The following is a 9602-nucleotide window of genomic DNA, read 5'->3' on the forward strand; positions in this document are numbered from 1 at the left end:
TGTCTACATATGGGATGTTTTCGGATAAAAAGAATTAATAAAGGTAAGACATTCTGATAGGTTTTTACGGGTCTGAGCGTATTCTGAAGCAATTACATTTTCCAAAAATACCCGTTTTTGCACGTTGGCCTCCTCTTTCATGAAAATACTGGAATTTTACAATTATCAATAAAGCTTATCGCCACACCGGCAACTTCTGAAAGGAGGGAGGAAAGGACCGAATATTTCGATAAAAAATGTTCCTGATTCATTTTTCAAACCTTTTAAGAAATCCTTCTAGCTCTTCAGCTGAATAGGGTATATGTTTGGATACCTCATCTACTGAATAGCCACTGTCTACCAAACTCTTTTCTACTGTTAACATCCCTTGCAGTATTGCCTCATTGGTTCTGTTATGTTCATCCATTTGGGATTTCTCCCATGTCTTCACTTGAAAAACTCTCTTTTGGATTAATAGTAATCGCTTATTGAAAGTAACCTTCTACGTGAATTAAAAGCCCCTCATATGCCAATATCAGTTCCGGTTTTAAAGCAGCTCTTAGTTATGAACGATGTGGAAGAATTTCTTTTATTTTTGTAATATCTAACATATGTATAGTCTCCTTATCAAATTACTTTCTTTATGTATACGACGAAAGGAAGGCGTTCACCTTCCTTTTCATTTATTCTTTTTCAACTAGGTCGATGATATGTTGCCATGTTGATTTATCGAGTGCATCTGCTGGCTTACCGTTGCCGATGATTCCGTAGCCTACGATAATGCCGACAAGTGTACTAACCACCATGAAAATAAGAACAAGCAATACTCTTATCCATATTGGTAATAGTCGGATACGAAGTCGTACTTTCTCTTTCTGTTTCGTTCGTGTAGTTCCCTCTTGTACCTGTTTGGTTTCTTTTGCTTTCTTACCATTTTTCATTTCTTCCCGGCTAGTTACTTTCGTCGATTCTTTTGCAACCAATAGACCAAACTCCTATCTTACACCGTTTATTAATCCCATCATTTGATCACCCATTGTGATTGTCTTTGCATTCATTTGGTATGAACGCTGGGATACCATTAAATCTGTCATTTCCTTTGCGACATCAACATTAGACATTTCTAAAGCCCCTTGTTGCATGGAGACATCTCCGCGAAGGGCTCCTTCTAAATAGGTGATGATGTCATTTAACTGAAGCTCGCCTAAGTCGTTGTTTAAGCTATAGCGGTTATGCCCATTTTGAACAAGCAGCTGTGGACGGTCGACTTGCACGACACCAAGGCCAAATACTTGTGGCATATCTCCTTCATTACGAGGTATTGCGGTTATGGTTCCATCCTGAGAAATCTGCAATTCTTTAAATGAGTCTTCAAAAACGATTGGGTTTTGATTTTCATCGAGAACCGCTCGACCTTCAGACGTTGTTAATGCAAGGCGATTTGTTCCATCGTTAGTTGGAGCTAAGTATAGGGCTCCATCTCGCGTATATTGGGTTTCACCGTCAACATCGATTTGTAAAAATTGGTTAGGAACTGTAAAGGCGATATCTAATGAACGGTCTGTTTGTTTCATACTGCCTTGTGTTAATACAAGACTGCTGCCTAGTTTCGCTCCTGTTCCTTGGGTGATTCCTAACTCAGTCCCAGAACGGCCAATCTCATCTGCTTCGTTTGTCTGATTGTTAAATTGTTGTCTTACTAACTCTGAGAAACCTGTTTGTGTTCGTTTATAGCCTTGGGTATCGACATTCGCTAAGTTATGACCGATTGTATCAAGCTGTTTTTGTAGTTGGCCCATTGTATTCGTCGCTGAAATCATTGTGCGTAACATTGTCTGTTCCTCCTATTAGCTTAAACGGCCAATTTCGTTCGCGGCCTTCTCCATACTTTTATCATATGCTTGTAGTACCTTTTGATTTGCTTCAAATGATCGATATGCTGTCATCATGTCTGTATATGAACGGGCAACATCTACTGTTGAGCCCTCTAGATAATTTTGCTTAAGACTATACGTAACCTCTCCGTTATTAAGTGCTGATGGCAACGCACCATTGTCAGCTGTACGATAAAGGCCATTTCCTTCTTTAACGAGGTTGCGGATATCTGCTTCAAACCGAACATCAATTTGTGCGATAAATTCACCATCTGCAAAAACATCGCCATCTTCTGTAATTTGATAATTACTAGACTGGATATTTATAGGCTGACCGTTTACTGATAGTACTTGGCTACCGTTAGAAAGAAGGGTACCGTTTTCGTCTAATGAAAAGCTCCCATTACGTGTGTAGCGCTCCTCACCTGCTTGGTTTTCTACGGCGAAGAAAAGAGCCCCTTTCATATTTGTTTCAGGATGAACTGGTACATTCTGTTCTAAAAGTGCGACATCACTCATTAACCCTGTTTCCCGCAGGTCACCTTGGTTATATTGACTGCCAATTTCTTGTACATATACACCTGTATTTAAAGAACCAACTGTAGATTTAACAGTTTGATTATCGATTCGCTTTAAAAGCATTTCTGGAAATGCTCTAACTGACGCTTGGTCTGCTTTGTATCCCGCTGTATTTGCATTAGCAATGTTATTTGAAAGCATTTCTGTACGTCTTTGTTGAGCGAGCATACCTGCTGTTGCTGTATATAAACCCCTTAACATATAATCTCCACCTTAAAAGTTCATTGTTCCGGACAAATTGAATTCTTTTTCGACAGAATTCCCTGTTATTTATTATAAAGGAGATATAGTTATTTCTCATCACATTTTTTTAGGAAATGTATACCTTTTTCCTATCCATCATATAGAAAAAAGAGCCCAGCAATGTAGACTCTTTCTCTTTTTAACCGAGTTTCTTCTTTGGAAGGCGGTCAATGTTATCTAGCATAATCCCTGTTCCAATTGCTACACAGTCCATTGGTGCTTCGGCAATTAATACCGGTACCTTTAATTCTTCTGCAAGCAATTGGTCTAATCCGTTCAATAACGCTCCGCCACCTGTTAAGATGACACCACGGTCAATGATATCTGCTGAAAGCTCAGGTGGTGTACGCTCTAATACGCTTTTTGCTGCTTGTACAATCGCAGCGACAGGTTCACGGAGTGCCTCTTCCACTTCTTTTGAATTAACGGTAATCGTTCTTGGTAAACCAGTTACCATATCACGACCACGAATTTCAATTTCCTCATAACGTGCGCCTGGGAATACTGTTGCAACATTTACTTTAATGTCTTCTGCAGTACGTTCACCAATTAGTAACTTGTATTCACGTTTGATGTAATTTAACACTTCGATATCAAACTTGTCCCCTGCAACTTTAATTGATGAGGCGGTGACAATATCGCCCATTGATAACACAGCGACATCTGTTGTTCCACCGCCTATATCAACTACCATATTTCCGTAAGGTTGGAAGATGTCCATTCCAGCACCAATTGCCGCAACTTTTGGTTCTTCCTCAAGAAAGACATTCTTTCCGCCGCTTTTTTCAGCTGCTTCACGGATTGCCTTTTGTTCAACTGATGTAATATTTGTTGGGCAACAAATCAACATACGTGGCTTTGAAAATAACCCTTTTACATCAAGTTTATTTATGAAATGCTTTAACATCGCCTCTGTTACTTCAAAGTCTGCAATGACTCCATCTTTTAATGGACGGATGGCAACAATATTCCCAGGAGTACGTCCAACCATACGTCTAGCTTCTTCACCAACCGCAAGCACTTTCCCACTGTTTTTATCTAATGCGACAACGGACGGCTCATTAAGCACAATTCCTTTGCCTTTCACATGAATTAACACATTTGCCGTTCCAAGATCTATACCTATATCCCTCGCAAACATCTATCTAAATCCTCCTTGCAAATCTTCATTCCCGTTAATAGCTAACCTAATTAAATATTGTATCATAAATTGAAAAAAATAGTATGATTTTGTAAAATAATTTAGTTAGTTTATGTAGGGATTTGTCGATTTACACTGAATCAGATAGATTCATATTATTTCACTGGCTCTTCTTCTAAAATCTCGTCCTTTCGGTACTTAAGCTTCGTCGCTTCACCACCTCGTAAATGCCTAATTGATTTATGATAATCAAGTATTTCCTTTACCTCATTCGCAAGATCAGGATTTATTTCAGGTAACCTTTCTGTTAAATCTTTATGAACGGTACTTTTGGAAACTCCAAACTCCTTCGCTATGACACGAACTGTTTTCCTTGTCTCCACGATATATTTCCCAATCTTGATTGTGCGTTCTTTGATGTAATCGTGCACACCACTCGACCTCCCTAATATGGATGTGAGAAGTGTGAAATGAGACTCGCATGCCAAGACACTTTGTCTGACTTTCTCTTAGATGATTGAATGATGCCTACGCTACTGCGATGATAAAATACACTCACGATCCCTCACCTCAAACACTCTCTTTGATAGGTTTGTAACATTTTATTAGCTTGGGTGACGGAATATGCAACAAATGTCAAGAGGGACAAGGCATTTCGTAATTTTTTTCAAATTAGGCATAAATCCTAAATATAATATTCATAACGTAAGAAAGATTATTTCCCGAGAAATCTGTCGAAGCATATATACTAAACGCAAAAAAAGTTGAGAACCAGGGTCTGCCCCCTCCAACAAAAAAAGGTAAGCTGCACTCAATACGCTCAATCCCTATTCTTAATATATAAGCTAAAAATGAGGGGGCTGACCCTCCCGTTTTACCACTAAACAAAGTTAAAAAAAACAAAACAATGTCACTTAACCTCCTTTCCACCCCAACAAAAGCTATAAAGCCACAAAAGAGGGGGCTGACCCTCCCGTTTTACCACTAAACAAAGTTAAAAAAAACAAAACAATATCACCTAACCTCCGTTCCAACTCCTACAAAAGCTATAAAGCCCCAAATGAGGGGGCTGACCCTTCCGTTTTACCACTAAACAAAGTTAAAAAAAACAAAACAATATCACCTAACCTCCGTTCCAACTCCTACAAAAGTTATTAAACAAAAAAGAGGGACTGACCCCATGTCTGCTTGTTTAATCCCCCAAACAAAAAACCGCCCACCCTGTATAAAAATACAAAGCAGACGGCTATACCCCTTATTTATCGATCCAAACCTCCCCATCCTTATACGTCATTTGTTCAGGATAGCGAAGGTTTAGTACTTCTTCTTGTTTTTCGATTGATGGTGCCTTTGTAGAAAGCGAGACGATGATGTTCGTTACGATACCAGCGAATGCCCCGAATACACCTGCACCTGTGTCGATGATGCCAGCAATTGTAAAACCACCATATTTAGACAGGAAGATGTATAACAGCGTCACACCTAAGCCTACAACCATTCCTGAGATGACTCCAGGTGTGTTTGAACGTTTCCACCAGACACCGATGAGCAGAGCAGGAAAGAATGTTCCTGAGGCTAATGCAAAGGCCCAGGCTACAATCTGGGTAATCGCTCCAGGCGGATTTAACGCAATCAGACCAGCTAATAGAGTAGCAACGACAATTGACCAACGACCAACAGCTAGACGGTTCTTCTCTGAAGCCTGAGGCCTTAACACGCGATAATAAATATCATGGGCAAATGAAGATGAGATAGATATCATTAAGCCGCCAGCTGTTGATAATGCTGCTGCCATTGCTCCAGCTGCAACTAGTCCAATGACAAACATCCCTAAATTTGCAATTTCCGGTGTTGCCATTACGACAATATCATTAGAAATGATGAGTTCACTCCATTGCAGGATGCCGTCACCATTCCCATCTGCAATTTGAAGCTTTCCTGTATTCACCCAAGACTCCGTCCAGGTAGGTAACTCAGAAAGCTTTTTCCCTGCGACATTTGTCATTAAAATAAATCTTGAAAATGCAGCATATGCAGGTGCAGATAAATATAAAAGACCAATAAATAAAAGTGCCCACGCTCCAGACCATCTTGCTGCCTTCATTGTCGATACTGTATAGAAGCGAACAATAACGTGTGGTAAGCCTGCCGTACCAGCCATAAGTGTAAACATTAAGGCTATGAATTGCCACTTCGTTCCATTTGTAAATGGTGCAAAGTATTCTGAAATCCCTAACTGTCGGTCTAATTCACCCATCTCCTCAACAATTTTTCCGTAGGAGAGCCATGGAGCAGGGTTATTCGTCAGCTGTAATGACATAAAGATAACCGGAATTAAGTATGCAATAATGAGAATTAAATATTGTGCCACCTGTGTCCATGTTATCCCCTTCATCCCACCAAAAGCTGAATAGAAGGCAATGAGGACAAAGCCAATCATTGTTCCAATTTGTGCATCGATTTCAAATAAACGACCAATTACCACTCCAGATCCGGATAATTGTCCGATAGAGTATGTAAAACTGATAATGATTGTACAAATCGCCGCGATAATCCGTGCTGAATGACTATTATATCTGTCACCGATAAATTCCGGTACAGTGTAGCGACCATATTTTCGTAGCTGTGGTGCTAATAAAAAGGTAAGAAGTAAATAACCACCTGTCCACCCCATAATATAGGCAAGACCATCATAGCCTAATAGCATTATTGTACCAGCCATTCCAATGAATGAAGCTGCACTCATCCAGTCGGCCCCAATTGCCATTCCATTAAAAATTGGCGGAACACCACGTCCTGCTACGTAAAAGTCAGATGTTTGTTTTGCTGTATTATAAATGGCAATTCCGATATAAAGTGCAAACGTTAATAGAATGATTGTCAATGAAACCATAAATTGTGCATCCAATGAAACTCCCCCTTATTGCCTCATAAAATAGTTTAACCATCTCACCCTTGGAAAGATTTTATATGAATCATTGGTGACGAACTAAATTTATAGATACCCCTTTTATATTGACTTTTATTAATGGTCTAACGTCTTACCAGCGCTAAGTTGTTCATTTTTACTTTCATCAATTCCATATTTTCTATCGATTGCATCGCTAACCTTTGCATTTACAAATAATAATAGAATAAAGACGACGACAGCACCTTGTGCTCCCATGAAATAGTGAAACGGAAATCCATTGATTGTGAAGCCACTAAGAGGTTCAGCAAAAAGTACAACCCCAAATGATGCTAGAAAGCCAATAATTAAAAAAATGACAACATTGCGTGTTCGCTCTTTAAAATAGGCATCTGCGATACTTTTATCGATCTTTTTCATTTAGCCACCTCCGAAATTTTTTTCATTAAGATAAACTAAAAATAAATTTAACAGTATCAACAAATGGTGCAGGAACTAAAGCTATTTGGACGATGAAGTAGATAAGCAGTGTTAGGATAGGTAATAATAGAAACTGAGGTTTTCGTTTTCGTAAACCCATAACAAGTGAAAAGCCTGTTATGACTAGCATTAATAATAGAATGAACAAGAAATAAATCCTCCTCCTTCTCAATGGTTGAAAGCGTTAACAATTTTTATGAGTATTACACCTCCTCTAAAACTGATTGGCCATTCATTTACCTTCTTTATTATGAAGTGGAGTGACAATACGGTCAATAGAAATTGTGAAAATTGTGTGAACTTTCTCTCGACAAAAATCTGTCATTTCCTAGAGATAGACTGAAGGGATTACTTTCTAATATAAAAAAATCGAGGTAGGTCTCATCCTGAGTCCACCTCGAGTATACAGATATCCTTATGAATTTAATGTTTGATTTGATGCTTCTGGTTCGTTTGATTGCTCGCTACCTTCAGTTTCTGCTTCTTCGTCTTTTGACTCAGGAGCATCTTCGGTAGAGTCGCTATCTTTGTCAGTTTCTTCTTCAGTTGTAGATTCTTTCTCTGTAGAAGACTCTTCTTCAGTTGCATCTTCTTCTGTAGCTTCATCTGTTGTTTCTTCTTCAGTAGCTTCTTCTTCAGCATTTTCCTGTGTTGCTTCATTTATAGATGTTACCGGCTTATCCATAAATGTTAACGGGTTTAACGCTACACCATCTTGGCGGATTTCAAAGTGAACATGTACACCATCTTCTTCATTGTATAAGCTTTTACCTGCTTTACCGATTGGTTGACTTTGTTCTACTTTGTCACCAGCTTTAACTGTTGCTGCTGATAAAGATTGATAAACGGTTGTTAAGTCATTTTCATGGTCAATTTCCACTACATAACCTAAAATCGGATCCTTTTCAGCCTTCGTTACAGTACCGCTTAATGATGCAACAACATCAAATTCCTTTTGGTCTTCTCTTGCAAGGTCAATCCCTTTGTTCATGCGATATGAATTTTCATAAGATACTAACGCAGCCTCTTGCTCTTCAGCTGTTGCATTAGGATCGTAGAACTTTTTCACAACGTTTACTGCATCAGGGTCTAATGCTGGCATTTTGAAGTTTTCCACAGCACTATTTACTTCAACTGCTTCTGGATCCTTCATTGCACTTTCGCCTTGCTCATTTTGTTGATTCTTTAAATCTTCTGCGACATCATTGCTAATATTTTGGTACCATAATACTGCTGTAAGGATAACTGCTGCACTCATTAGGTATATTGCCGGAAATACCCAACGTTTTCTGAAAAATTGTTGAAATTTTGTGTTTTGAGAAGTACGTTTCTTTTCTTCCTCTCTCATTTCTTATCACCTCAAAAATCATTCTGAACAGATTTGAGAGAATATATACACTTTCTAAAAAAAATTTTTTAAATTTAGTTTGTGCAGTGTTTATAATAATATGTATGCATTTAAAAACTTTTTTTGAAAGGACCTAATACACATGAAGAAAATTGCCTTTACTCTATTTCCGTTACTATATATGGGGCTCATCTGGTTTTTATCGAGTCATCCAGCTGATGCCGTTGTAAATACCCCCTTTTCATTTGATGCTCTCTTAAAAGAATCATTACATCTAATTGAATTTGCCATCCTTTATTGGTTAATTGCCTTTGCATTCAAAGCACATGGAAAATGGACAGAGCGAGTAAGCATTATCGCAGCTGTTATTTCAATTCTCTATGGCCTAACAGACGAAATCCATCAATCGTTTGTTCCTGAGCGTTCTGCTACAGTTATTGATTTTGTGAAGGATACGATTGGGGTTGTCGTTTCTTATTTGATTGCAAAGCGGATTTATTTTAGGAAGTGAGGTTGGTGTTTGTTATGGAGGCTGATGGAGAGTTGGGGATGGTTTAGGGTTTCGGCCCCTTTGTGAAGTAGGTTTTGGTTGAGACTTTTATTTATTTTCGGGTTCATCGGTCTGATGAAGCAGGTTTTGATTCAGATTTTCATTTATTTTCGGGTTCATCGGCCTGATGAAGCAGGTTTTGGTTGAGACTTTTATTTATTTTCGGGTTCATCGGCCTGATGAAACTATTTTGGATGGACCTTGAACAATTTTCGGGTTCATCAATACTATGAACTAACCTGAGGGACATTTTCATTTCTCCCACTTCTGTACGTTGAGCTTGGACACTTTTATGAAGAACATTTCTTTCTCCTGATATTTGTATTTTGGGCTTCATCATATTTATCAAGGCTTTTCATTGATGCTCGACCTGCAATTTGGGCTTCATCACTTTTATGAAGGACCTTTCTTTACTGCTCGACCTGCATTTTGGGCTTCATCGCATTTATGAAGGACTTTTCTTTGCTGCTCACCCTGCATTTTGGGCTTCATCACTTTTA

The 9602-nt window shown here is 38.7% G+C and carries 11 protein-coding genes; 1 reads left to right on the forward strand and 10 read right to left on the reverse strand.

The window, feature by feature from the left end:
* Positions 1-247: 247 nt before the first annotated feature.
* The 10 genes from J2S19_RS21420 to spoIIQ form a co-directional block, all read right to left on the reverse strand.
* Positions 248-406 (reverse strand): hypothetical protein, encoded by a 159-nt coding sequence (locus J2S19_RS21420; protein ID WP_307346240.1) that lies wholly within the window; start codon positions 404-406, stop codon positions 248-250.
* A gap of 256 nt (positions 407-662) precedes the next feature.
* Positions 663-962, reverse strand: a complete 300-nt coding sequence (locus tag J2S19_RS21425) for a DNA-directed RNA polymerase subunit beta (RefSeq protein ID WP_307346243.1) — start codon at positions 960-962, stop codon at positions 663-665.
* A gap of 12 nt (positions 963-974) precedes the next feature.
* On the reverse strand, positions 975-1811 hold the full coding sequence (locus tag J2S19_RS21430; protein ID WP_307346247.1) for a flagellar hook-basal body protein: 837 nt from the start codon (positions 1809-1811) through the stop codon (positions 975-977).
* Positions 1812-1826: 15 nt separating this feature from the next.
* Positions 1827-2633, reverse strand: coding sequence for a flagellar hook-basal body protein (locus J2S19_RS21435; RefSeq protein WP_307346250.1), 807 nt, complete (start codon positions 2631-2633; stop codon positions 1827-1829).
* 181 nt (positions 2634-2814) lie between these two features.
* Entirely contained in the window at positions 2815-3816 is a 1002-nt protein-coding gene (locus J2S19_RS21440) for a rod shape-determining protein (RefSeq protein WP_307346253.1), read from the reverse strand.
* Between the two features lie 155 nt (positions 3817-3971).
* A complete protein-coding gene (gene spoIIID / locus J2S19_RS21445) occupies positions 3972-4247 on the reverse strand; it encodes a sporulation transcriptional regulator SpoIIID (protein WP_307346256.1) in 276 nt (91 codons plus the stop codon).
* A gap of 824 nt (positions 4248-5071) precedes the next feature.
* Positions 5072-6724, reverse strand: a complete 1653-nt coding sequence (locus tag J2S19_RS21450) for a sodium:solute symporter family protein (RefSeq protein WP_307346259.1) — start codon at positions 6722-6724, stop codon at positions 5072-5074.
* A gap of 117 nt (positions 6725-6841) precedes the next feature.
* A complete protein-coding gene (locus J2S19_RS21455; protein WP_307346262.1) occupies positions 6842-7144 on the reverse strand; it encodes a DUF4212 domain-containing protein in 303 nt (100 codons plus the stop codon).
* A gap of 25 nt (positions 7145-7169) precedes the next feature.
* The gene (locus tag J2S19_RS21460) at positions 7170-7352 is read right to left on the reverse strand and encodes a hypothetical protein (protein WP_307346264.1); all 183 of its coding nucleotides are present in this window, start codon (positions 7350-7352) and stop codon (positions 7170-7172) included.
* Between the two features lie 267 nt (positions 7353-7619).
* Entirely contained in the window at positions 7620-8552 is a 933-nt protein-coding gene (gene spoIIQ, locus J2S19_RS21465) for a stage II sporulation protein SpoIIQ (protein WP_307346267.1), read from the reverse strand.
* Positions 8553-8694: 142 nt separating this feature from the next.
* On the opposite strand from spoIIQ, the gene J2S19_RS21470 reads away from it, so the two are divergent.
* Positions 8695-9063 (forward strand): VanZ family protein, encoded by a 369-nt coding sequence (locus J2S19_RS21470; RefSeq protein ID WP_307346270.1) that lies wholly within the window; start codon positions 8695-8697, stop codon positions 9061-9063.
* Positions 9064-9602 lie beyond the last annotated feature (539 nt).

The organism is Metabacillus malikii (genome assembly GCF_030813355.1).
GTDB lineage: Bacteria > Bacillota > Bacilli > Bacillales > Bacillaceae > Metabacillus > Metabacillus malikii.